This window comes from Acinetobacter sp. Ver3 (assembly GCF_000632455.1).
Taxonomy (GTDB): domain Bacteria; phylum Pseudomonadota; class Gammaproteobacteria; order Pseudomonadales; family Moraxellaceae; genus Acinetobacter.
The window spans coordinates 53,666-74,124 of sequence record NZ_JFYL01000006.1; the positions used below are offsets into that span (position 1 = coordinate 53,666).

At 41.0% G+C, this 20,459-nt stretch carries 31 protein-coding genes and 1 pseudogene; 30 read left to right on the forward strand and 2 right to left on the reverse strand.

The window, feature by feature from the left end; all coding sequences use genetic code 11:
- Positions 1-6: 6 nt before the first annotated feature.
- The 25 genes and pseudogenes from rplB (at position 7) to CL42_RS03275 (ending at position 13,292) form a co-directional block, all read left to right on the forward strand.
- Positions 7-831, forward strand: a complete 825-nt coding sequence (gene rplB, locus CL42_RS03155; RefSeq protein WP_035265099.1) for a 50S ribosomal protein L2 — start codon at positions 7-9, stop codon at positions 829-831.
- A 19-nt stretch (positions 832-850) separates the two neighbouring features.
- Complete coding sequence (gene rpsS, locus CL42_RS03160) at positions 851-1,126, forward strand: 30S ribosomal protein S19 (RefSeq protein ID WP_004281508.1); 276 nt, start codon at positions 851-853, stop codon at positions 1,124-1,126.
- An 11-nt stretch (positions 1,127-1,137) separates the two neighbouring features.
- On the forward strand, positions 1,138-1,467 hold the full coding sequence (gene rplV / locus CL42_RS03165; protein WP_035265103.1) for a 50S ribosomal protein L22: 330 nt from the start codon (positions 1,138-1,140) through the stop codon (positions 1,465-1,467).
- 1 nt (position 1,468) lies between these two features.
- A pseudogene (gene rpsC, locus CL42_RS03170) lies at positions 1,469-2,285 on the forward strand (30S ribosomal protein S3).
- Positions 2,225-2,638: a 50S ribosomal protein L16 gene (gene rplP / locus CL42_RS03175; protein ID WP_035265110.1), complete on the forward strand. Its 414-nt coding sequence runs from the start codon at positions 2,225-2,227 to the stop codon at positions 2,636-2,638. The pseudogene rpsC and the gene rplP overlap by 61 nt, the downstream one beginning before the upstream one ends.
- Positions 2,638-2,835, forward strand: coding sequence for a 50S ribosomal protein L29 (gene rpmC, locus CL42_RS03180; RefSeq protein WP_035265113.1), 198 nt, complete (start codon positions 2,638-2,640; stop codon positions 2,833-2,835). Before rplP ends, rpmC begins: the two co-directional genes overlap by 1 nt.
- On the forward strand, positions 2,832-3,089 hold the full coding sequence (rpsQ, locus tag CL42_RS03185) for a 30S ribosomal protein S17 (RefSeq protein WP_004691314.1): 258 nt from the start codon (positions 2,832-2,834) through the stop codon (positions 3,087-3,089). The genes rpmC and rpsQ overlap by 4 nt, the downstream gene beginning before the upstream one ends.
- Positions 3,090-3,180: 91 nt before the next feature.
- Positions 3,181-3,549: a 50S ribosomal protein L14 gene (rplN, locus tag CL42_RS03190; RefSeq protein ID WP_035265119.1), complete on the forward strand. Its 369-nt coding sequence runs from the start codon at positions 3,181-3,183 to the stop codon at positions 3,547-3,549.
- 11 nt (positions 3,550-3,560) lie between these two features.
- Positions 3,561-3,878, forward strand: coding sequence for a 50S ribosomal protein L24 (gene rplX, locus CL42_RS03195; RefSeq protein WP_035265122.1), 318 nt, complete (start codon positions 3,561-3,563; stop codon positions 3,876-3,878).
- A gap of 16 nt (positions 3,879-3,894) precedes the next feature.
- Entirely contained in the window at positions 3,895-4,431 is a 537-nt protein-coding gene (rplE, locus tag CL42_RS03200) for a 50S ribosomal protein L5 (RefSeq protein ID WP_004809796.1), read from the forward strand.
- 9 nt (positions 4,432-4,440) lie between these two features.
- Positions 4,441-4,746 (forward strand): 30S ribosomal protein S14, encoded by a 306-nt coding sequence (gene rpsN, locus CL42_RS03205; RefSeq protein ID WP_035265129.1) that lies wholly within the window; start codon positions 4,441-4,443, stop codon positions 4,744-4,746.
- A 12-nt stretch (positions 4,747-4,758) separates the two neighbouring features.
- Complete coding sequence (gene rpsH / locus CL42_RS03210; RefSeq protein ID WP_035265132.1) at positions 4,759-5,154, forward strand: 30S ribosomal protein S8; 396 nt, start codon at positions 4,759-4,761, stop codon at positions 5,152-5,154.
- Between the two features lie 13 nt (positions 5,155-5,167).
- Positions 5,168-5,701, forward strand: coding sequence for a 50S ribosomal protein L6 (gene rplF / locus CL42_RS03215; protein ID WP_035265135.1), 534 nt, complete (start codon positions 5,168-5,170; stop codon positions 5,699-5,701).
- A gap of 14 nt (positions 5,702-5,715) precedes the next feature.
- Positions 5,716-6,066, forward strand: a complete 351-nt coding sequence (gene rplR / locus CL42_RS03220) for a 50S ribosomal protein L18 (protein ID WP_035265138.1) — start codon at positions 5,716-5,718, stop codon at positions 6,064-6,066.
- Between the two features lie 2 nt (positions 6,067-6,068).
- Positions 6,069-6,566 carry a 30S ribosomal protein S5 gene (rpsE, locus tag CL42_RS03225; RefSeq protein WP_035265141.1) on the forward strand — a complete coding sequence of 166 codons (498 nt, stop codon included), beginning with the start codon at positions 6,069-6,071 and terminating at the stop codon, positions 6,564-6,566.
- Positions 6,567-6,572: 6 nt separating this feature from the next.
- The gene (gene rpmD, locus CL42_RS03230; protein WP_004786899.1) at positions 6,573-6,749 is read left to right on the forward strand and encodes a 50S ribosomal protein L30; all 177 of its coding nucleotides are present in this window, start codon (positions 6,573-6,575) and stop codon (positions 6,747-6,749) included.
- A 3-nt stretch (positions 6,750-6,752) separates the two neighbouring features.
- The gene (gene rplO / locus CL42_RS03235; RefSeq protein WP_035265144.1) at positions 6,753-7,193 is read left to right on the forward strand and encodes a 50S ribosomal protein L15; all 441 of its coding nucleotides are present in this window, start codon (positions 6,753-6,755) and stop codon (positions 7,191-7,193) included.
- A gap of 45 nt (positions 7,194-7,238) precedes the next feature.
- On the forward strand, positions 7,239-8,558 hold the full coding sequence (gene secY, locus CL42_RS03240; protein WP_171076742.1) for a preprotein translocase subunit SecY: 1,320 nt from the start codon (positions 7,239-7,241) through the stop codon (positions 8,556-8,558).
- 20 nt (positions 8,559-8,578) lie between these two features.
- Positions 8,579-8,695 (forward strand): 50S ribosomal protein L36, encoded by a 117-nt coding sequence (gene rpmJ / locus CL42_RS03245; protein ID WP_000867907.1) that lies wholly within the window; start codon positions 8,579-8,581, stop codon positions 8,693-8,695.
- Positions 8,696-8,801: 106 nt separating this feature from the next.
- The gene (rpsM, locus tag CL42_RS03250; RefSeq protein WP_035265156.1) at positions 8,802-9,158 is read left to right on the forward strand and encodes a 30S ribosomal protein S13; all 357 of its coding nucleotides are present in this window, start codon (positions 8,802-8,804) and stop codon (positions 9,156-9,158) included.
- Positions 9,159-9,177: 19 nt separating this feature from the next.
- Positions 9,178-9,564 (forward strand): 30S ribosomal protein S11, encoded by a 387-nt coding sequence (gene rpsK, locus CL42_RS03255; RefSeq protein ID WP_001040166.1) that lies wholly within the window; start codon positions 9,178-9,180, stop codon positions 9,562-9,564.
- 12 nt (positions 9,565-9,576) lie between these two features.
- Entirely contained in the window at positions 9,577-10,203 is a 627-nt protein-coding gene (gene rpsD / locus CL42_RS03260; RefSeq protein ID WP_035265160.1) for a 30S ribosomal protein S4, read from the forward strand.
- Between the two features lie 17 nt (positions 10,204-10,220).
- The gene (locus tag CL42_RS03265; RefSeq protein ID WP_035265161.1) at positions 10,221-11,228 is read left to right on the forward strand and encodes a DNA-directed RNA polymerase subunit alpha; all 1,008 of its coding nucleotides are present in this window, start codon (positions 10,221-10,223) and stop codon (positions 11,226-11,228) included.
- A gap of 18 nt (positions 11,229-11,246) precedes the next feature.
- Entirely contained in the window at positions 11,247-11,612 is a 366-nt protein-coding gene (rplQ, locus tag CL42_RS03270) for a 50S ribosomal protein L17 (RefSeq protein ID WP_034587447.1), read from the forward strand.
- 180 nt (positions 11,613-11,792) lie between these two features.
- Positions 11,793-13,292: a flavin-containing monooxygenase gene (locus CL42_RS03275; protein ID WP_373683317.1), complete on the forward strand. Its 1,500-nt coding sequence runs from the start codon at positions 11,793-11,795 to the stop codon at positions 13,290-13,292.
- A 47-nt stretch (positions 13,293-13,339) separates the two neighbouring features.
- Here the strand turns inward: CL42_RS03275 and CL42_RS03280 are convergent, their stop codons facing one another.
- The gene (locus tag CL42_RS03280) at positions 13,340-14,512 is read right to left on the reverse strand and encodes an acyl-CoA dehydrogenase family protein (protein WP_035265167.1); all 1,173 of its coding nucleotides are present in this window, start codon (positions 14,510-14,512) and stop codon (positions 13,340-13,342) included.
- 179 nt (positions 14,513-14,691) lie between these two features.
- On the opposite strand from CL42_RS03280, the gene CL42_RS03285 reads away from it, so the two are divergent.
- The 5 genes from CL42_RS03285 to CL42_RS17720 all read left to right on the forward strand — a co-directional run bounded on the left by CL42_RS03285 (position 14,692) and on the right by CL42_RS17720 (position 20,143).
- Positions 14,692-14,952 carry a succinate dehydrogenase assembly factor 2 gene (locus CL42_RS03285; RefSeq protein ID WP_035265169.1) on the forward strand — a complete coding sequence of 87 codons (261 nt, stop codon included), beginning with the start codon at positions 14,692-14,694 and terminating at the stop codon, positions 14,950-14,952.
- A gap of 61 nt (positions 14,953-15,013) precedes the next feature.
- Positions 15,014-15,328 carry a hypothetical protein gene (locus tag CL42_RS03290; RefSeq protein WP_155756947.1) on the forward strand — a complete coding sequence of 105 codons (315 nt, stop codon included), beginning with the start codon at positions 15,014-15,016 and terminating at the stop codon, positions 15,326-15,328.
- Positions 15,329-15,865: 537 nt separating this feature from the next.
- The gene (locus CL42_RS03295) at positions 15,866-16,909 is read left to right on the forward strand and encodes a hypothetical protein (protein WP_035265182.1); all 1,044 of its coding nucleotides are present in this window, start codon (positions 15,866-15,868) and stop codon (positions 16,907-16,909) included.
- 87 nt (positions 16,910-16,996) lie between these two features.
- Positions 16,997-17,584 (forward strand): rhombosortase, encoded by a 588-nt coding sequence (gene rrtA / locus CL42_RS03300; protein ID WP_035265184.1) that lies wholly within the window; start codon positions 16,997-16,999, stop codon positions 17,582-17,584.
- 1,173 nt (positions 17,585-18,757) lie between these two features.
- The gene (locus CL42_RS17720; protein ID WP_373683318.1) at positions 18,758-20,143 is read left to right on the forward strand and encodes a TRAP transporter large permease subunit; all 1,386 of its coding nucleotides are present in this window, start codon (positions 18,758-18,760) and stop codon (positions 20,141-20,143) included.
- A 94-nt stretch (positions 20,144-20,237) separates the two neighbouring features.
- Here CL42_RS17720 and CL42_RS03310 read toward each other — a convergent pair whose 3' ends face one another.
- The gene (locus tag CL42_RS03310; RefSeq protein WP_171076743.1) at positions 20,238-20,447 is read right to left on the reverse strand and encodes a YheV family putative zinc ribbon protein; all 210 of its coding nucleotides are present in this window, start codon (positions 20,445-20,447) and stop codon (positions 20,238-20,240) included.
- Between the last annotated feature and the right edge of the window lie 12 nt (positions 20,448-20,459).

Below are 20,459 nucleotides of genomic sequence, written 5' to 3' on the forward strand. Positions count from 1 at the left end.
AGAATTATGCCTATTCAAAAATGTAAGCCAACGTCTCCAGGACGTCGCTTTGTAGAGAAAGTCGTTCACGACCATCTTCACAAAGGTGCGCCTTATGCTCCGTTGGTAGAAGCTAAAAAACGTACTGGTGGTCGTAATAACAACGGTCACATTACTACACGTCACGTTGGTGGTGGTCACAAGCAACATTACCGTATTGTTGACTTTAAACGTAACAAAGATGGCATTCCTGCGACTGTAGAGCGTATCGAATACGATCCTAACCGTACTGCACACATTGCATTAGTTTTGTATGCTGACGGTGAGCGTCGTTATATCATTGCGCCTAAAGGTCTACGTGCTGGTGATAAAGTTCAATCTGGTAACGATGCTCCAATTCGTCCAGGTAACTGCTTACCACTTCGTAACATGCCTATCGGTTCTACTCTTCACAATATCGAGCTTAAAATCGGTAAAGGCGCTCAATTAGTGCGTTCTGCTGGTGCTTCTGCTCAGTTATTGGGTCGTGACGGTTCTTACGCAATTATTCGTCTACGTTCTGGCGAAATGCGTAAAGTACACGTTGAATGTCGCGCAGTTCTTGGTGAAGTTTCTAACCAAGAAAGCAACTTACGTTCACTAGGTAAAGCTGGTGCTTCACGCTGGCGTGGTGTTCGTCCTACCGTTCGTGGTATGGCGATGAACCCGGTAGATCACCCGCATGGTGGTGGTGAAGGGCGTAACAAAGGTATTCAACCTGTAAGCCCATGGGGTCAAAAAGCTAAAGGGTACAAGACACGTACCAATAAGCGTACGACTAAGATGATCATTCGCGACCGTCGCGTTAAGTAACAAGTAAAGGAATCTGACAATGCCTCGTTCTCTGAAAAAAGGCCCATTCGTCGATGCGCACTTGTTCGCTAAGGTTGAAGCGGCTATCGCGGCTAATAACCGTAAGCCGATCAAAACTTGGTCGCGTCGTTCGATGATCCTCCCGGATTTTGTTGGTTTAACAATTTCTGTACACAATGGTCGTAACCATGTTCCGGTAATCGTATCTGAGCATATGGTTGGTCACAAGCTTGGTGAATTTGCACCGACTCGTACTTACCGTGGTCACGGTGTTGACAAGAAATCTAAACGTTAATAGGTGCTATGATGGAAGTAACTGCTAAATTACGCGGTGCCGCTATCTCGGCACAAAAAGCTCGTTTGGTTGCAGACTTGATTCGCGGCAAATCTGTTGCGCACGCTCTTAACATCCTAAACTTCAGCAACAAAAAAGCTGCAGTTTTAGTTAAGAAAGCGTTGGAATCTGCGATTGCAAACGCTGAACATAATAACAGTTTAGATGTAGACGATCTTAAAGTTTCTACGATCTACGTTGATGAAGGCATGAGCCTTAAACGTATTTTGCCACGTGCTAAAGGCCGTGCAGATCGTATTACTAAGCGTACTTGTCACATCACCGTTAAGGTAGGGGTTTGATATGGGTCAGAAGGTTCATCCAATCGGTATCCGCCTAGGTGTTGTGAAACGTCATAACGCTAACTGGTATGCGAATCCGAAACAATACGCTGAATACTTGCTTAAAGATCTTCAAGTTCGTGAGTTTTTGAACAAAAAACTTAAGAATGCGATGGTAAGCAATATTCTTATCGAGCGTCCAACAGGTGCTGCTAAAGTAACAATTAGCACTGCTCGTCCTGGTATCGTCATCGGTAAAAAAGGCGAAGACATTGAAAAATTACAGCGCGAACTTACCAACATTATGGGTGTTCCAGCGCAAGTAAGCATCAACGAAATTGATCGTCCAGATTTAGACGCTCGTCTAGTTGGTGAAGCAATTGCTTCTCAATTAGAAAAACGTGTAATGTTCCGTCGTGCTATGAAGCGTGCGGTTCAAAATACTATGCGTGCTGGTGCGAAAGGTATCAAAGTTGAAGTTTCTGGTCGTTTAGGCGGTGCAGAGATTGCACGTACTGAATGGTATCGTGAAGGTCGTGTACCTCTACATACTCTTCGTGCTGACATCGACTATTCAGCGGTTCGCGCAGAAACTACTTACGGTACGATCGGCGTTAAAGTTTGGATCTTCCGTGGTGAGATCTTGGGCGGCATGAAACAAGTCATGAACCCAGCTCCAGCTGAAGAACGTCCAGCTAAACGTGGTCGCGGTCGTGGTGAAGGTCAAGAGCGTCGTGGTCGTCGCAATGATCGTTCTGCTGAAAAAGGAGAATAATCCATGTTGCAACCTAAACGTACTAAATTCCGTAAAGTGCAAAAAGGCCGTAACACTGGTCTAGCACATCGCGGTAGCACAGTATCTTTTGGTACTATCGCACTTAAATCAGTTGAACGTGGTCGCATGACTGCGCGTCAAATTGAAGCAGCGCGTCGTACAATCAGCCGTCGTGTAAAACGTGGTGGTAAGATCTTTATCCGTGTATTCCCGGACAAACCAATTACTGAAAAACCATTAGAAGTTCGTATGGGTAAAGGTAAAGGTTCTGTGGAATATTGGGTTTGTGAAATCAAACCAGGTAAGATCCTGTACGAAATGGAAGGTGTGAACGAAGAATTAGCGCGTGAAGCATTTACGCTTGCTGCTGCTAAACTTCCGTTTAAAACCACTATCGTGACTCGGACGGTAATGTAATGAAAACTAAAGATCTACGTGAAAAGTCGGTAGAAGAATTGACAGCTTTGCTTGATGAGCAACAGTTGAACCAATTCCGTCTTCGCATGGCTAAAGCAACTGGTCAATTGGGTAAATCGCACGAAGTGCAATTAACTCGTAAAACTATTGCTCGCATCAAGACCCTCCTTACCGAAAAACAGGGGAACGCACAATGAGTGAGCAAACAGTTCGCACGTTAACAGGCAAAGTAGTAAGCGACAAGATGGACAAGTCTATCGTTGTTCTTATCGAACGCCGCGTTCAACACCCGTTGTATGGCAAATCAATCCGCCGTTCAACAAAATTACACGCTCATGATGAGAACAACACTGCTAAAACTGGCGATGTTGTAACTATCAAAGAAAGCCGCCCAATTTCTAAAACTAAGTCTTGGACTTTAGTTGAAGTTGTTGAAGCAGCTGCTGAGTAAATAACGTTCTTGTTGCATCATCGGTCAATTTCGAGTACTCTTTGAGCCTTTCGAAATTGTGACCGGTGATGCTCGGTTTTGGAGTAGGGCAATGATTCAGACCGAAACTATGCTCGACGTAGCAGACAACAGTGGTGCTCGCCGCGTACAATGTATTAAAGTACTTGGTGGTTCACATCGTCGTTATGCTTCAGTTGGCGACATTATTAAAGTTACTGTAAAAGAAGCAATTCCACGTGGTCGTGTTAAAAAAGGCGACGTAATGAATGCAGTAGTTGTACGTACAAAATTCGGTATCCGTCGTCCAGATGGTTCTGTTATTCGTTTCGATGATAACGCTGCTGTTATTTTGAACAACAACAAAGCTCCGATTGCTACTCGTATTTTCGGACCAGTGACTCGTGAACTTCGTACTGAACAGTTCATGAAAATCATTTCATTGGCTCCTGAAGTTCTATAATAGAGGCAATCATGGCTAAGATTAAAAAAGGCGATCAAGTAATCGTGATCGCAGGTAAAGAAAAAGGCAAACAAGGTACTGTTTTGTCTGTTTCTAATGACCGAGTTAAGGTTGAAGGTCTTAACTTAGTTAAGAAGCATCAAAAGCCTAACCGTGCAACAGGTGCTGAAGGCGCTATCGTTACACAGGAAGCTTTGCTTCATATCTCTAACGTGGCAATTTTTAATGCTACAACCCAAAAGGCTGACCGTGTTGGTTACCAAGTGATTGACGGCGTGAAAACTCGCGTTTACAAATCAAATGGTGAATCAGTGGCGGTAGCGAAGTAATAGGTTGAAATAGGCAATGGCCAGACTTAAAGCGCGTTACAACGACGAACTTAAAGCTCAATTACAAGAACAATTGGGCGTTAAGAATGTGATGGAGATCCCTCGCATCACTAAAATCACGATCAATATGGGTGTTGGTGCAGCTGCTGCTGACAAAAAACTCCTTGATGGTGCTCTTTCTGATATGCAAGCTATCGCTGGTCAAAAACCAGTTCTTACGTTAGCTCGTAAATCTATCGCTGGTTTCAAAATCCGTGATGGTTGGCCGATTGGTTGTAAAGTTACTTTACGCGGCGAACGCATGTACGAATTCTTAGACCGTTTGATCTCTATCGCGATCCCTCGTATCCGTGACTTCCGTGGTTTCTCTGCGAAATCATTTGACGGTCGTGGTAACTACTCTATGGGTCTTAAAGAACAGATTATGTTCCCTGAGATCGATTTTGATAAGATTGACCGTATTCGTGGTATGGATATTACCATCACTACGACTGCTCGCACCGATGACGAAGGCCGTGCGCTTATGCGTGCATTCGGCTTCCCGTTCAAATAAGAGGTCGATATGGCTAAGAAAGGTATGATTAATCGCGAATTGAAACGCGAAGCTACTGTTGCTAAATACGCTGCAAAACGTGCTGAATTAAAAGCTGTTATTGCAAACGTAAATGTAAGCGACGAAGAGCGTTTCGAAGCGATGATGAAGTTACAAGCATTACCACGTAATGCATCTCCAGTACGTCTTCGTAACCGTTGTGGTTTAACTGGTCGTCCTCATGGTTACTTCCGTAAGTTCGGTTTAAGCCGTAACAAATTACGTGACACAGTAATGCAAGGTGATGTACCGGGCGTTGTTAAGGCAAGCTGGTAAGGAGCACTATAAATGAGTATGCAAGATACCGTTGCCGACATGTTAACACGTGTTCGTAACGCACAAATGGCGAAGAAACAAACTGTTTCTATGCCAAACTCAAAGTTAAAAGTTGCGATTGCTAACGTTCTTCAACAAGAAGGTTATATCGCTGATGTAGCTGTTGCAGATGCTGAAGGCAAACCAACACTTACTTTGACTTTAAAATATTTCGAAGGCAAACCAGTTATTGAGACTGTGAAGCGCGTTAGCCGTCCAGGTTTACGTCAATATCGCGGTAAAGATAACCTTCCAAGCGTTAAGCAAGGTTTAGGTATTGCAATTGTTTCTACAAGCAAAGGCATCATGACTGATCGCGCTGCACGTGCTGCAGGTATCGGTGGTGAAGTTATTGCTTTTGTTTCTTAATAGGTGATTCCTCATGTCTCGTGTGGCTAAAGCCCCAGTAACTGTACCTAACGGTGTAACAGTTACTCAGAACGGCCGGCAGGTCGAAGTGAAAGGCAGCAAAGGTACTTTGTCTTTCAACCTGCATGCGCTGGTCGAGCTAAAACAGGAAGACGGTATTCTAGCTGTTGCTCCTAAAGCTGAATCTAAAGATGCTTGGATGCAAGCTGGTACTGCTCGCGCTGTGCTTAACAACCTTGTTAAAGGTGTTAGCGAAGGTTTCGAACGTAAGTTACAACTTATCGGTGTTGGTTATAAAGCTGCGGTTAAAGGGAACACAGTTCACCTTAACCTAGGTTTCTCTCACCCGATCGATTACAACCTTCCTGAAGGTGTAACTGCTGAAACACCTACAGCTACTGAAATCGTGCTTAAATCTGCTGATAAAGCAGCTTTAGGTCAAGTTGCTGCAGATATCCGTGGTTACCGTCCGCCAGAGCCATATAAAGGTAAAGGTGTTCGTTATTCTGATGAAGTTGTACTTCGTAAAGAAGCTAAGAAGAAATAAGGCGCGAGGTTCTTATGAACGAAAAGAAACAAACCCGTTTGCGTCGTGCGAAAAGCACACGCTTGCACATCCGTGCATTGGGTGCGACTCGTTTGTGTGTAAACCGCACTCCGCGTCACATCTATGCTCAAGTAATCTCAGCAGATGGTGGCAAAGTATTAGCGCAAGCTTCTACTTTAGATGCTACGTTACGTAGTGGTACTACAGGTAACGTTGAAGCAGCTACTAAAGTTGGTGCTTTAATCGCTGAACGTGCTAAAGCAGCTGGCGTAACTAAAGTTGCATTTGACCGTTCTGGTTTCAAATATCATGGTCGTATCAAAGCCTTGGCTGATGCTGCTCGTGAAAACGGCTTGGAGTTCTAATCATGGCTAAAGTTGAACAAAACGAAGGTCTTGTTGAAAAGCTGGTTGCCGTTGATCGTGTAGCCAAAGTTGTTAAGGGTGGTCGTATCTTCTCTTTCACAGCATTAACTGTTGTGGGTGATGGTAATGGTCGCGTAGGTTTTGGTCGTGGTAAAGCTCGTGAAGTTCCAGCTGCTATTTCTAAAGCACTTGAAGCTGCTCGTCGCAACATGATTACTGTTGAACTTGTTGATGGTACTGTTCAGCACCCTATCAACGCTCGTCACGGTGCTAGCCGTGTTTACATGCAACCTGCTTCTGAAGGTACTGGTGTAATTGCTGGTGGCGCTATGCGTGCTGTTTTAGAAGCTGTTGGTGTACGTAACGTATTAACTAAATGTTATGGTTCTACTAACGCTGCGAACGTAGTAAACGCGACTTTTAATGGTCTGCGTGATATGACTTCTCCTGAGAAAGTTGCTGCGAAACGTGGTCTTTCAGTAGCACAAATTCAAGGGTAATCAATCATGAAAACGATTAAAGTTACCCAGACTAAATCTGCATCGCATCGCTTGAAAAATCACAAGCTTAGCCTTAAAGGTTTAGGTCTGCGTCGTATTGGTCACACTGTAGAAGTTCAAGATACTCCTTCTAACCGTGGTATGATCAATCAAGTTTACTATATGGTTAGTGTAGAGGAATAAGCCATGACTCTGCGTTTAAATACAATTGCACCTGCAGAAGGTGCTAAGCGTGAAAACCTTCGTTTAGGCCGTGGTATTGGTTCTGGCGTTGGTAAGACTGGTGGCCGTGGCGTCAAAGGTCAAAACTCACGTAAGAGCGGTGGTACTCGTCCAGGTTTCGAGGGTGGTCAAACTGCGTTATATCGTCGTCTACCTAAGTTCGGTTTCACTAGCCAATTGGCTTTGAAAACTGCTGAAGTACGTTTGTCTGAACTTAATAAAGTTGAAGGCGATATCGTTACTCTTGAAACTTTAAAAGCAGCGAACGTTGTACGTAAAGATATGATTCGTGCTCGTATCGTTCTTTCTGGTGAAATCACTCGTGCATTCACTGTTCAAGGTGTTGCATTGACTAAAGGCGCTAAAGCTGCTGTTGAAGCTGCTGGCGGTAAAGTCGAGGAGTAATCGCGAGTGTCTATGTCTCCTAGTTCTACAGGTCATGTTCACATGATGAAAGGTCAACCATTTCACGTGAAATATCGTGAAATTATTCGCCGATTAATGTTTTTAATTGGTGCTTTGGTGGTCTTTCGACTAGGAGCGCATATTCCGCTGCCAGGTATTGATAATGTCGCTTTAGAACGTTTCTTTAATGCAAACCAGGGTACTTTCCTTGGTTTATTTAATATGTTCTCAGGCGGGGCATTGGAACGAATGTCCATTCTTGCGTTGGGGATCATGCCGTATATTTCTGCATCGATTATCGTGCAGTTAATGTCAACGGTTGTTCCTTCGCTGGAAGCATTGAAAAAAGAAGGCGAGCAGGGCAAGCGTAAGATTAACCAATATACGCGTTACGGCACATTATTCCTTGCAATTGTACAAGGTATTGGTATGTGTGCGGGTCTGATTAGTCAAGGGATTACCTTTACTTCAGGTTTAGCATTCTATATTCCTGCATTAACGTCGTTAGTTGCAGGTACCATGTTCTTAATGTGGTTGGGAGAGCAAATTACCGAACGTGGTGTTGGTAATGGGATCTCTATGATCATCTTTGCAGGTATTGTTGCTGGTTTACCAAGTATGGTTGTGCAATCATTTACCCTAGTGGAAAATGGTCAATCAAGCTTAATTGGTATTGCTATATTTGGCTTATTGTCTTTAGCTGTTTTAGCTGCGATTGTGTTTATTGAAAAAGCACAACGTCGTATACCTGTTAACTATGCTCAAAAGCAGCAAGGTCGCCGAGTATTTACTGCACAGCAGACTCACTTACCATTAAAAATCAACATGGCAGGTGTTATTCCAGCAATTTTCGCAAGTTCGTTATTGCTGTTTCCTGCAAGTTTAGGTCAATGGTTAGGTAGTTCTGATCCTAATGCAGGGATCGTTAAGCGTACACTACAAGATTTGGCATTAGTTTTATCGCCTGGACAACCATTATATTTGGTGCTATTCGGTGCGCTTATTATTTTCTTCTGTTATTTTTATACGGCACTAGTTTTCAGTCCTAAAGAAGTATCAGAAAACTTAAAGCGTAGTGGAGCTTATGTACCTGGTATCCGCCCAGGTGAGCAAACTGCTCGTTATTTAGATCATATTCTTAGTCGTTTAACATTTATCGGTTCGATTTATATCACTGTTGTATGTTTAATGCCGATGGTACTTCAAAGTTCTTTTGGTATTCCATTCCATTTGGGTGGTACATCGCTGTTGATCGTGGTTGTTGTAGTTATGGACTTTATGGCTCAGCTACAGGCACACCTCACATCGCGCCAATATGATAATCAAACACTAATGAGTAAAACGACTGCTCATCCTAAGGGATAAGCGCACTTAGAGGTTTCATCATGAAAGTTCAAGCTTCTGTAAAGAAAATTTGTGGTAGCTGTAAAGTTATCCGTCGTAATGGGGTAATCCGCGTGATTTGTAGCGCTGAACCTCGTCATAAGCAGCGTCAAGGTTAATCTGATCAAGACCTGTTGATTTCAGTAGGCTAATTAGGTTATTATCCGCCCCTCAAAGATTTTGTGGGGCGGTTGATTATCTCTACTGCCTTTTTGGAGAAAGTGAATGGCTCGTATTGCCGGTGTAAACATTCCGGATAACAAGCATGCTGTTATCTCTCTTACGTATATCTTTGGTATTGGCCGCCATACTGCTAAGCAAATCTTAGCTGCAACTGGTATTGCACCAACTACTAAGATCCGTGAATTAGATGACGCTCAGCTTGATGCGATTCGTGCAGAAGTTGCTAAGGTTCCGACCGAAGGTGACTTACGTCGCGAAATTTCCATGAACATTAAACGTTTAATGGATTTAGGCTGCTACCGCGGTCTTCGTCATCGTCGCAGCTTGCCTGTCCGCGGACAACGCACCAAAACTAACGCACGTACCCGTAAAGGTCCGCGCAAACCTATTAAGAAATAAGATTTCTGGAAGCTAAAAGATGGCTAAAGATACTCGCACACGCAAGAAGGTCACTCGTACCGTCTCTGAAGGTGTTGCACACATTCACGCTTCTTTTAATAACACCATTGTGACTATTACCGATCGTCAAGGTAATGCACTGGCTTGGGCCACTTCAGGTGGACAAGGCTTCCGTGGATCACGTAAATCAACTCCGTTTGCTGCTCAGGTAGCTGCTGAAGTAGCTGGTAAAGCTGCTTTAGATTACGGTTTGAAAAACTTGGATGTCCTTGTTAAAGGTCCTGGTCCAGGTCGTGAATCTGCGGTTCGTGCTTTAGGTGCAGTGGGTTATAAAATTAATAGCATTACCGATGTGACTCCAATTCCTCACAACGGTTGCCGTCCACCTAAAAAACGTCGCGTGTAAGGAGAAACATTCATGGCTCGTTATATTGGTCCAAAATGCAAACTCTCTCGCCGCGAAGGGACAGACCTGCAACTTAAATCAGGCGTTAAACCGTTTGATGTTAAGACAAAAAAACATGCTAAAGCTCCTGGCCAACATGGTGGAGCTCGTGGTGGTAAACAATCAGAGTACTCACTACAATTACGTGAAAAACAAAAAGTACGTCGTATGTACGGTGTTTTAGAGCGTCAATTTAGTAACTACTATAAAGAAGCTGCTCGTGTTAAAGGCGCAACAGGTGAAAACTTGTTGAAATTGCTTGAAAGCCGTTTAGATAACGTTGTTTATCGTATGGGCTTTGGTTCTACACGTGCAGAAGCTCGTCAGCTTGTATCTCACCGTTCAATCACTTTAAATGGTCGTCGTGTTAACATCGCGTCAATCCAAGTTAAAGCTGGTGACGTGATTGCAGTACACGAAGGCGCTAAACAACAATTACGTATTAAAAACGCAATTGAATTGGCTGCTCAACGTGGAACTCCTTCTTGGATGGAAGTTGACCATTCTAAATTAGAAGGTACATTCAAATCTGCACCTGATCGTTCTGATTTACCTGCTGAAATCAACGAAAGCTTGATTGTTGAATTGTATTCTAAATAATCCTTGAGGTAGCAATAATGACGCGTACTGCAAACGAGTTTCTAACTCCGCAAGCGATCAAGGTCGAAGCGGCAAGCGGGACCTCGGCAAAAGTGATTCTAGAACCTTTAGAGCGTGGCTTTGGTCATACTCTAGGTAATGCTTTACGTCGCATTCTTTTATCATCTTTACCTGGCGCTGCTGTGGTTGAAGTTGAGATTGAAGGCGTCGAGCACGAGTACAGTACTTTAGAAGGCTTGCAGCAGGACATCGTCGAGCTCTTGCTGAACCTTAAAGGATTGTCTATTAAGCTGTTCGATCAAAATGAAGCATATTTGACATTAGAGAAACAAGGTCCTGGCGATGTAACTGCCGCTGATCTTCGTTTACCTCACAATGTTGAAGTGGTTAACCCTGAACATTTGATCGGCACGTTAAGTGCTTCAGGCTCATTGAAAATGCGCTTGAAAGTTGTTCAAGGTCGTGGTTATGAGACTTCTGATTCTCGCTTCCCAGAAGGTGAAACTCGCCCAGTGGGACGTTTACAATTAGATGCGTCTTATAGCCCGATTAAACGTGTTTCTTACACAGTTGAAAATGCTCGTGTAGAACAACGTACAGACCTTGACAAGTTGGTCATTGATCTTGAAACAAACGGGACTGTTGATCCTGAAGAAGCGATCCGTAAAGCGGCAACAATCTTGCAACAACAAATTGCAATCTTTGTTGATCTTCAGAAAGATCAAGCTCCAGTTGCTCAAGAACCTCGTGAAGAAGTTGACCCAATCTTGCTTCGTCCAGTAGATGATCTAGAGCTTACTGTTCGTTCTGCTAACTGTTTGAAAGCAGAAAATATTTACTACATTGGTGATCTTGTTCAACGTACTGAAGTTGAGTTGTTAAAAACTCCTAACTTAGGTAAAAAATCGTTGACTGAGATCAAAGATGTTCTGGCTTCAAAAGGCTTACAACTCGGCATGCGTTTAGAAAACTGGCCACCAGCTAGTTTACGTATGGACGATCGTTTTGCCTATCGTAGTCGTTAATTAAGTAGGACTATCACCATGCGTCATCGTAATAGTGGTGTGAAATTAGGCCGTACAAGCAGTCATCGTAAAGCGATGTTCCAAAACATGGCTAATTCTTTGTTTGAACACGAGTTGATCAAAACAACTGTGCCTAAAGCAAAAGAGTTACGTCGTGTAGCTGAGCCTTTAATCACTTTAGCTAAAGTCGATACAGTAGCAAACCGTCGTTTAGCGTTTGCTCGTACTCGTTCAGCAGCAACTGTTGGTAAATTATTTACCGTTCTTGGCCCTCGTTACAAAGAACGTAACGGCGGTTATCTACGTGTTCTTAAAGCGGGCTTCCGTGCAGGTGATGCTGCACCGATGGCTTACGTTGAGCTAGTAGATCGCGAAGTTAAATAATTTCGTGTAGAACATCGCAAGTTGTTCAAAAAAGGTCGGTTGAATAAACCGGCCTTTTTTTTGTCTAACAATTGGCATTACTTGACCTGAATTGATATGTTTTTTGCAACTTTTAGTCAAACTTGACATTGTGTATTGTCAAAAATATGTTTTAATAAAAATGTTCTTATAAAAAGGTTAATAAAAGAAATGGATAAGCAAGTCGATATTCTTATTGTTGGTGCTGGTATCTCTGGAATTGGAATTGCAGCACATTTAATTAAAAATAATCCGAACCGTAAATTTGAAATACTCGAACGTCGTAAAAGTTTCGGTGGAACGTGGGATTTGTTTAAATACCCAGGTATTCGCTCCGACTCAGATATGTCTACTTTTGGCTACAATTTTAAGCCATGGCGTAAAGCGAATGTGCTTGCAGATGGCGCTTCGATTAAAGGTTACTTGGGCGAAGTTGTTAGTGAGTACAATATTAAAGAAAAAATTCATTTTGAGCATCGTGTACTTTCTGCGAATTATGATACTTCAATAAAAAAATGGATTGTAGAAATCGAAGATCAAAATCAAAAGAAACAAACTTGGCAAGCTAATTTCGTATTAGGCTGCACAGGTTATTATAACTATGACCAAGGTTTCCAACCTGATTTTCCAAATCAAGATAAATTTAAAGGTCAATTGATTCATCCACAATTTTGGCCTGAAAATTTAGATTATACCGGCAAGAAAGTAGTTATCATTGGTAGTGGAGCAACTGCAATCACTTTAGTACCAGCAATGGCAAAAGGTGGGGCTGGGCATGTAACAATGTTACAACGTTCACCAACTTATATTGCTTCAATTCCTTCGATTGATTTTGTTTATGACAAAACACGTAAATTTATGACAGAGGACATGGCATATAAGTTCACGCGTGCTCGTAATATCGGAATGCAACGTGCGATTTTTGCTTTGTCAAAAAAACAACCTCAACTGGTTCGCAAGTTACTTCTTAAATCTATTGAAATGCAGTTGAAAGGTAAAGTGGATATGAAACACTTTACCCCAAGTTACAATCCTTGGGATCAACGTTTATGTGTAGTGCCAGACGGTGATTTATTCAAAATTTTACGTAGTGGTAAAGCAAGTGTTGAAACAGATCATATTGAATCATTCACTGAAAATGGTATTCAATTGAAATCTGGTAAACACTTAGATGCAGATATCATTGTTTCTGCGACTGGTCTAGAAATTCAAATTATGGGCGGTATCAAAGCGACTGTTGATGGTCAGCCGATCAAGACTAGCGAACATATGCTTTATAATGGTGTGATGGTAAGTGATGTACCAAATATGGCGATGGTCATTGGTTATGTGAACGCATCATGGACATTAAAAGTAGATGTAGTCGCTGATTATATTTGCCGTCTATTCAAATTTATGGATCAGAACGGTTATGATGAAGTTGTCGCACCAACTGACCATTCCGCAATGCTCGATGAAACAGTTATGGGTGAAATGTCATCAGGTTATATCGCGCGAGCGGCTGATCAACTTCCAAAACAAGGTACCAAAGCACCCTGGATGGCAACGCATAACTATTTAGCTGATCGTAAAGATCTCAAAAATGCGACTTTTAACGATGGTATTTTAAAATTTTCGAAGGCTCCTGTACAGTCAGTAAAAAAGCCTAAATTAGTATCTTAATGAATAGCTATTAAAATAAAAAGGAAGCGAAAGCTTCCTTTTTCTATCTACAAAGAACGTGATATGAGTTCTTTCATGATTTCATTGGTGCCGGCATATATACGATTTGCACGGTTATCGATATATGCGCGTGCAATAGGGTATTCAAGCATGAAGCCATAGCCACCATGTAACTGTAAGCACTCATCAACGACTTTAGAGAACATATCAGAAATTTTATATTTTGCAGCTGCGGCCGCATCTACACCTAACGTACCCTCAAGTTGTAATTCCATACAACGATCTAAATAAGAACGACAGAAGTCTATTTCAGTTCGAAGTTCTGCTAGCTTAAAACGTGTATTTTGAAATGCGCCAATTGGCTTGCCGAATGCTTTACGATCTTTTGTATATTGTACTGTGTGTGCAAAGGCAGCTTCTGCACCTGCTTGGCAGATAATCGCAACAAGCATACGTTCCCAAGCGAGTTCTTTCATAAGCATGATGAAGCCCATGCCTTCCATACCAATCAAATTTTCCTTTGGTACACGAACATTATCAAAGAACAATTCGCAAGTATCTTGTCCTTTCATACCAATTTTATTGAGTGGTTTACCTTTAGTGAATCCAGCTCGATCAGCTTCGACAATAATGAGAGATAAGTTGGCTGAACCTTTATCACTATTACCTGTTTTGCACACAACAATTGCCATATCACATAGATAACCGTTGGTAATAAAAATTTTAGAACCATTGATGACATATTCATCGCCATCTAAAACTGCAGAAGTTCGTACAGCTTGTAAGTCTGAACCTGTACCAGGCTCAGTCATCGCAATGGCAGTGACAACTTCGCCAGAAGCCATTTTAGGGAGCCATTTTTTCTTCTGTTCTTCGTTGGCAAAATTATTCAGGTAGTTCGCAACAATATCCGAATGCAATGAAAAACCAGTTGATGAATCCATTGCATAAGCTTGTTCTTCAATGAGGATCATACTGTAGAGTCGATCTACACCATATCCACCATATTCTTCAGGCATTGTGGTGCACAATAGACCCATTTCACCCGCTTTATTCCATAAGTCACGATCTACATGCTGTTGTTCTTCGTATTTGGCAATATTTGGAACGACTTCTTTTTCATAGAATTTTCGAACAGTATCACGAAAGGCTTCATGCTCTGCATTGAATAATTTTCGAGGCAACATATTAGGAATTGGTCGAATTGCGCCTGATTGCATATTTATATTTCCATAAGTGTTATTAGAATAGCCACAACATAAGAGAGCCTGAACATTGGTGCAATGTGTTGAATGCTCAAAACGCAAGAATTGCTGATGAATTTGGTCAATTGATATTTTTAAAACACAAAGCTCATGGCTTAAGTTAAAATAGAATGAACACAGATTAGGGGATAAAAATGTACGATGAATTAACGCTTGAAGAGCGTAAAGTTATCTATCGAGCACGTCGTGGTTTAAAAGAAATTGACGTGTATTTTGATCCTTATGTAAAGCAATACTATTTGCAAGCTGAACCAGAAGAGAAAGCAATGTTTGCTGAACTGGTTGAACAAGAAGATCCTGATTTATTGGATTGGTTTATGGAGGTTTCTGAACCACCTCGACCTGAATTGCGCCAATTTATTCAAAAATTAAAAGATTATGTCCATAATCCATGAGCGTTATTCACTGAAACACAGCTCTTATTCGGCTGTGTTTCATGTTTTCTCTATTTTCATCATGAGTATTACTTTATTAATCAGTATTAAGCTCATTTATGCTTTGGGCAGTATTATATTTATACTGATTATCTGGTGGAATTTTAGAAAAAAACCACAATTAAAAGAATTACAAAAAATAGACAAAGATTTATGGTCGATTCAAATGACTTCAAATCCAAAAATATACCAAGCAAAACTGAATCGAGTTTTTCATTTTCATTACTTCGTAGTACTCAGTTTTAACGAAAATAAATTCGATTCTTTGGTGATTTGGAGAGATCAAATAGATGAAAAACAATGGAAAAGCTTGATTACTCATGCAAGTTTTGGCTAATTGTTAGACAATAAGTCTTTTATTTTTAAATTTAAAACATGATAAAAAACAATTATTTAAAAATATATTATATGAATAAAAAATGAATTGTTTGACGAAAATGAAAGAAAATCAAATTGTTAGACAAAAACACGATGAAATCTTAATTTCTAAAGTACATTAAACATACCAACAGCTAATGAGGAATTTCAAAATGAGCGAAATTCATATGTGGTTGTTTCTAGTGGTTGCTGCTGTTATGGCAATTATAATTGGAAGACTAGGAACTGTGCTGAAGGAACGAATTGAACACCACAACAACGAACAAAATAAACTCTCTTGAGTTTACCATTTAATAAGTAGCATGTGCCGAACCGTCGCAATGCTACTTTTTTTTGCCCAAAATTTTAACAATTCAAAAAATAAGTCAATTATTTCAATTCAGATCAATGACAGACTAATTGTTAATGAAGTGCATTGCTGCACTTTTATTCAGCGATTGCATCTGATATTTTAAATCGCAAGGATGACAAAATTATAAAATTGAGGACAGGAAGTATGTCTAAATTAAAGACTCAAGGTCTTTTCACGGCAATTGCGGTTGTAGCAGCTACAACTTTATCTGGATGTTCATACGTAATCAAAACTGGTGCGAATGCATCACTTGCGTTTAGTGAAAAACACATCTTACCGCCAGTACTCTCAATGGGTGATGTGGATATGGTGTGTAATCAGGGCACAGCTTTGACTCCTGTGATTATGGCGACTAAAGATATGGGTGCTGATCCGACCCGTATGGCAGTTCTTTTATATTCAGCTTCAGGGATGTGCGCAGAAAATCGTGCCTTAGATGCAGAATTAAGATACCTAAGAGCATCAAAAGCAGGTCAAGTGACAGAAGCACAAGATGCGCGTATTGAACAAAAGCGCTGGGCTGCTGTTGCTGCCGAACGTCAATATACGGGTTATCAATTGTTTGCGGAGCGTTGGCAGTCTAAATATAAATATAATTTAGGTGACTCATGTCCAACTATGCGTCGTAATCTTGACCAAACAGTATATCTGTTAGGTATGTTAAGTGGCTTACAAGCGATGACCAATGATATTGCTTCTGGTGGTCAAGTGCATGTTCCTAAAGATATCGCAGCAATTGTTGAACGTGGCATGGTCTGCCTCGATAACAACAAGTTCTGGGGCGTACCGAATGCTACTCGAGCAGTGATTTGGACATTATTACCTGGAGCTGATGCAGGCAAACCAGATCCATACCAAACGCTTAAACAATCTATGCAAATTGGTGAGCAAAAAGGAGTACGCTTATCGCATGCCTTGTATGCTGTTGCAGCACAAGCCAGTGGTGACGATGCAAAAATACGTGATGCATTACGTTCTTATGCCGCTTCACGTGCTGAAGAAGTTCCTGTAAATCCAGAGTTTAAGTTATTGGATAATATGGCAGGACAAATGATACAAGCGATCTCAGACCGTTATTGGACGGAGAATACAGGTGTACGAACTGAAGCTGATGGAATGTCGAGCTTCTGGGATGATCAAGCGACCAATGAAGCCGATGATCTTTTCGAGAACACATTAGGCGAATAAGATTTTTTTAATTTTGTTCAAAATTAAAAAATGGAGTTATTCAAGAAAAAGAGCTTTTAAGCTCTTTTTCTTTTAGGAATACGAAAGATGAAAGATACTATCCTGATTCGAAAAATACTGTTTATTGCATGCTGTATCAGTATTTCCGCTAGTCTGCAGATTTTTCAGGAGTATTTTTTCTATTGGCGTCCTGTATTGGATGAAGAAATTTGGCGAGTATGGACAGCTCACTATGTACATGTGGGATGGATACACTATGCATTGAATATGGTGGGTTTAGCCTGTCTGCCTTTCATCTTCCCATATGTCAAAATTAGGTACATGTTGTACTTGTTGATCGCACTCCCGCCATTAGTTAGTTTAAGTTTTTATTATGTTTATCCTCACGTTGAAGCTTATGCAGGTCTATCAGGGGTACTACATGGTATGTATATGGCTTTGGCAGTTTATTTTTTAAAATTTGAAAAAGAACGTAAATTCTCGCTGCTTGTATTAGCTTTAATCACGGGCAAAATTTTGTGGGAAAATATCTTTGGTTCTCTCGATACTGCGCAAATGATTGGTAGCCCAGTATTGGTTGAAGCACATTTAACAGGTGCAATATGGGGGGCATTACTCAGCATGCTCTTTTTAATTTATCAGCACATCTCCGTGAAGGACACACACATCTCTTAATTCCTCTGATACTTAATTATCACTTATTTTAATGTGTGATCAGATTCAAATCTTTTGCATTTATTTTTTTAAGGTCATATTTGTTTAAAAAAAGAAATACAGTATGGTATAGCCTACTGATTTAGTTGGTTTTTATCTCGCTCTTAAGAGGTGAATTGATGAAAATTGGCATAAATTTAAAAAAAATGGAAAAGTCAGTCATTCTTTTTTAAAAAAAAATCAGTCAGATTCATGTGATAAAAGAGGTAAGGAAATTAGGTAAAGGATTTTGCCTAAGCCCGAATTAGAAAAGATGAGCTGTACAGGCAATGTATAGCAGTATTAAATAATGGAATAACAATGCAAGAGCCTTCTAAAAAGAGATCTGGGTTAGGTCTACTTAGTTATATATGGACTGAGTGGATATCTGCGTTTACGATTTTGCTTCTACTGTTACTGACGCTCATCATCGGGACAGGAGAAATGATTCACGGGCAGATGTTACGTTTAGGTGAAAGTCTATACGGTGACGAAAAAATTGGTATGCAATATTCATTCTTGCGTGCTGAACCTGAAAAGCCAGTCTGTGATCGAAATCCAAATATTGACCTTCTGGTTCAAAACCAAATGCAAGCCAATGCAAAGGATGAATTTGCAGATATCTTTGGTACAACATCTGAAGAAGATGTTCGTGCCTCTGTGTTGGCTGGTCAACAGTTATGTGAAGAAAAATATGCCTTCTACGATAAGTCAATTCAGTATTTAGAAGATAACCCTTCAATACGAACTTACCGAACCATGGAAACAACTTTCTTTGGTATTTTCCAATTTGGTACGGAAAATAAGGCAGTTCTATTGATTATCATGGTGGTACTTGCAGCGATCACTGCAACACTTAAAATCCACCACATTGGTCTACGCGGTCCAAGTTCTGTTTTAGATTATCGGGTTTACGCTGTCGCAATGATACTTGCGAACAGTTTCTTAACCAGTTCAGCGATCAGTCAGTATAGATCTGTATTGAACTCTGGTGTTCCGCCAACCAGTGAGATGACAATCATCTACTGGTTATGGATAATCTTGTTCAGTACACTGACATTAATTAGTTTGTACCAATTGTTCCGTGTACCAGAAAATGCGAAGCCAGGTGGTACGATTGGCATGGCATTATTGTCAGTCCCACTTTATGCCTATATGGCGATCACAACAGGATTTAACTTTACCTTTGTGATGGACTATCCAATGGGTCAAGGGATTTATTTAGGGCAGCTGGTTGAGTTCTCTACTATTTTCCTTAATTTATCACTGTTCATTTGGGCAGGTATGCTGTTAAAGCAGACATTAATTGTTGATAAATTCCTAAATATTTTACGTCCATGGAATCTAGCGCCTGAAACGCTTACCTGGTTAATCTTACTTGCTGCTGCATTACCTACAGCTTATACAGGTGCATCAGGTATTTTTGTAATCGCTGCAGGTGCGATCATTTATAAAGAAGTTTGGAATGCGGGCGGACGCCGTCAATTCGCTTTGGCTACAGCAGCGATGTCGGGTTCGCTTGGTGTGGTACTCCGTCCATGTCTATTGATTGTTGTTGTTGCATCACTGAACAAAGAAGTAACAACTGATTTATTATACCAATATGGTATCGGTGTTTTCCTCATCACTTCGACACTGTTCCTATTAATTTCACTGTTCTTTGCTGAGCAAAAATTCCGTATTGCAGCGCCATCAGTTGCATTCCCGAATTCCGCTAAGGCATTAGTGGCAGTAGTTCCTTATGTGATCGTGTTCCTGATCGTGTGGTCATTCTACAAGTATGCATTAAATACCAATTTGAATGAGTTCACTGCACCAGTCATGATGCCAATCATTTTACTTGTCATGGTGCTTTATGAAAAATTACGTCATGAACCAGCACCACTCGCACCAGTAGGACATTGGGATACGACATTAAGCCATACTTCGGTTGAACAAGAAGCAGCTAAGGCGCGAGTGTCAGCATCTGAAATTGCAGCGCAAGATAGTCCAGACAATCCTGCGCGTAAAGTGAGTTTCTGGAAGTCAATTCATGTATCTGCAAGTGAAACAGTCGGACATATCGGGGCGCTTGTGATCTTAATGGCATTGTCTGTCAGCGTTGGTGGATACTTAGAGCGTATCGAGTTGATGGAACACTTCCCAACGGATATTGAAAATATCTATATCGTGATTACCTTGATCGTATGTCTCATGGTATTTGTCGGTATGATTATGGATCCGTTTGGTGCTGTCATCTTAATTTCAGCAACAGTTGCGCCTGTCGCCTACGCTTATGGTATTGATCCTGTTCACTTCTGGATGATTGCTTTAATTGGTTTCGAATTGGGTTATGTATCACCACCAGTTGCACTCAATCACTTGCTCGCAAGGCAGTCGATTGGCGATGAAGAGGTGGCTGCTGCCGATGCAGAAGTGAAAGATAAAACGTTCTACTACAAATACGAACGTTGGATTCTACCTCTGATTGTGATGATTCCAGCAATGTTGATTATCGCCTATGTGCCTTATATCTTTAAGTTATTTGGTTGGTATCAATAATTAAATAAAATAAGCACCTTCGGGTGCTTATTTTTTGATGAATTTACAACAAAGCCAGCTCCATCGAGCTGGCTTTGTTGATTTTTAAAACATCTTAATTTCTTGGGCGCGGCTTAAATTGAATAACACCAATTTCGTCTGCAACCTCAGGCATTTGAGGTTCATCTATATGTGTCGGACGATTTTCAGAATAGTTACATTCAATACATTCGATCCATTCTGAATCACCTGAAGTGAGCATGACAATACGATCCATAGCTTCACATTTCGGACATTTTGCACCTGCAATGAAACGACGTTTGATCGACATAATGAC

Coding starts and splice junctions, on each gene's coding strand:
- rplB (WP_035265099.1), top strand. CDS start 7: ATGCCTATTCAAAAATGTAAGCCAACGTCTCCAGGACGTCGCTTTGTA.
- rpsS (WP_004281508.1), top strand. CDS start 851: ATGCCTCGTTCTCTGAAAAAAGGCCCATTCGTCGATGCGCACTTGTTC.
- rplV (WP_035265103.1), top strand. CDS start 1,138: ATGGAAGTAACTGCTAAATTACGCGGTGCCGCTATCTCGGCACAAAAA.
- rplP (WP_035265110.1), top strand. CDS start 2,225: ATGTTGCAACCTAAACGTACTAAATTCCGTAAAGTGCAAAAAGGCCGT.
- rpmC (WP_035265113.1), top strand. CDS start 2,638: ATGAAAACTAAAGATCTACGTGAAAAGTCGGTAGAAGAATTGACAGCT.
- rpsQ (WP_004691314.1), top strand. CDS start 2,832: ATGAGTGAGCAAACAGTTCGCACGTTAACAGGCAAAGTAGTAAGCGAC.
- rplN (WP_035265119.1), top strand. CDS start 3,181: ATGATTCAGACCGAAACTATGCTCGACGTAGCAGACAACAGTGGTGCT.
- rplX (WP_035265122.1), top strand. CDS start 3,561: ATGGCTAAGATTAAAAAAGGCGATCAAGTAATCGTGATCGCAGGTAAA.
- rplE (WP_004809796.1), top strand. CDS start 3,895: ATGGCCAGACTTAAAGCGCGTTACAACGACGAACTTAAAGCTCAATTA.
- rpsN (WP_035265129.1), top strand. CDS start 4,441: ATGGCTAAGAAAGGTATGATTAATCGCGAATTGAAACGCGAAGCTACT.
- rpsH (WP_035265132.1), top strand. CDS start 4,759: ATGAGTATGCAAGATACCGTTGCCGACATGTTAACACGTGTTCGTAAC.
- rplF (WP_035265135.1), top strand. CDS start 5,168: ATGTCTCGTGTGGCTAAAGCCCCAGTAACTGTACCTAACGGTGTAACA.
- rplR (WP_035265138.1), top strand. CDS start 5,716: ATGAACGAAAAGAAACAAACCCGTTTGCGTCGTGCGAAAAGCACACGC.
- rpsE (WP_035265141.1), top strand. CDS start 6,069: ATGGCTAAAGTTGAACAAAACGAAGGTCTTGTTGAAAAGCTGGTTGCC.
- rpmD (WP_004786899.1), top strand. CDS start 6,573: ATGAAAACGATTAAAGTTACCCAGACTAAATCTGCATCGCATCGCTTG.
- rplO (WP_035265144.1), top strand. CDS start 6,753: ATGACTCTGCGTTTAAATACAATTGCACCTGCAGAAGGTGCTAAGCGT.
- secY (WP_171076742.1), top strand. CDS start 7,239: ATGAAAGGTCAACCATTTCACGTGAAATATCGTGAAATTATTCGCCGA.
- rpmJ (WP_000867907.1), top strand. CDS start 8,579: ATGAAAGTTCAAGCTTCTGTAAAGAAAATTTGTGGTAGCTGTAAAGTT.
- rpsM (WP_035265156.1), top strand. CDS start 8,802: ATGGCTCGTATTGCCGGTGTAAACATTCCGGATAACAAGCATGCTGTT.
- rpsK (WP_001040166.1), top strand. CDS start 9,178: ATGGCTAAAGATACTCGCACACGCAAGAAGGTCACTCGTACCGTCTCT.
- rpsD (WP_035265160.1), top strand. CDS start 9,577: ATGGCTCGTTATATTGGTCCAAAATGCAAACTCTCTCGCCGCGAAGGG.
- CL42_RS03265 (WP_035265161.1), top strand. CDS start 10,221: ATGACGCGTACTGCAAACGAGTTTCTAACTCCGCAAGCGATCAAGGTC.
- rplQ (WP_034587447.1), top strand. CDS start 11,247: ATGCGTCATCGTAATAGTGGTGTGAAATTAGGCCGTACAAGCAGTCAT.
- CL42_RS03280 (WP_035265167.1), bottom strand. CDS start 14,512: ATGCAATCAGGCGCAATTCGACCAATTCCTAATATGTTGCCTCGAAAA.
- CL42_RS03285 (WP_035265169.1), top strand. CDS start 14,692: ATGTACGATGAATTAACGCTTGAAGAGCGTAAAGTTATCTATCGAGCA.
- CL42_RS03290 (WP_155756947.1), top strand. CDS start 15,014: ATGAGTATTACTTTATTAATCAGTATTAAGCTCATTTATGCTTTGGGC.
- CL42_RS03295 (WP_035265182.1), top strand. CDS start 15,866: ATGTCTAAATTAAAGACTCAAGGTCTTTTCACGGCAATTGCGGTTGTA.
- rrtA (WP_035265184.1), top strand. CDS start 16,997: ATGAAAGATACTATCCTGATTCGAAAAATACTGTTTATTGCATGCTGT.
- CL42_RS17720 (WP_373683318.1), top strand. CDS start 18,758: ATGGCGATCACAACAGGATTTAACTTTACCTTTGTGATGGACTATCCA.